Genomic DNA, 550 nt, shown 5'->3' with positions numbered 1-550 from the left:
CCACGGAGTGATTCATGACTGGGGTGAAGTCGTAACAAGGTAGCCCTAGGGGAACCTGGGGCTGGATCACCTCCTTATACGATTTAGAACTTATTTGTTCGTAGTGTCCACACAGATGATTGTTATTGTAAAGAGAACAACACTTATTGTTTTGGGTCTGTAGCTCAGCTGGTTAGAGCGCACCCCTGATAAGGGTGAGGTCGGTAGTTCAAATCTACTCAGACCCACCACTTCTTGTCTAATCAAGAAGATGGTTAAAACAGTAAGTACCAGCATATGTGGGGCTATAGCTCAGCTGGGAGAGCGCCTGCCTTGCACGCAGGAGGTCAGCAGTTCGATCCTGCTTAGCTCCACCACTTTTACTTCTTAAAAATAAATATTCTTTATCGGGCCATTAACCGCCTGAGAATAGAGTGTGTTTAATTTTGAGAGGTTTTTGTATCTCTTGCTCTTTAAAAATTTGGAAAAGCTGATAATAAAATTCTGATAGATACTTTGTATTTATCAAGAGTTTTCAAAAGTAAAAAAAGAATGGTAGCAGTACCATTCA

At 41.3% G+C, this 550-nt stretch carries 2 tRNA genes and 1 rRNA gene; all 3 read left to right on the top strand.

Features of this window, described 5'->3' with window-relative positions:
• Positions 1–77: ribosomal RNA gene (locus H5126_RS21280) — 16S ribosomal RNA — on the top strand; the annotation flags it as partial.
• Between the two features lie 76 nt (positions 78–153).
• Positions 154–230: transfer RNA gene (locus tag H5126_RS21275), tRNA-Ile, on the top strand.
• Positions 231–280: 50 nt separating this feature from the next.
• Positions 281–356 (top strand) — tRNA-Ala (locus tag H5126_RS21270).
• The last annotated feature ends 194 nt before the right edge of the window (positions 357–550 follow it).

Origin of the sequence: Pseudoalteromonas sp. SG45-3 (assembly GCF_014164075.1) — a bacterium.
In the GTDB taxonomy this organism is placed as follows: Bacteria; Pseudomonadota; Gammaproteobacteria; order Enterobacterales; family Alteromonadaceae; genus Pseudoalteromonas; species Pseudoalteromonas distincta.
Note: the sequence above shows the minus strand (reverse complement) of the source record. Positions and strands in the feature narration are given on the sequence as shown.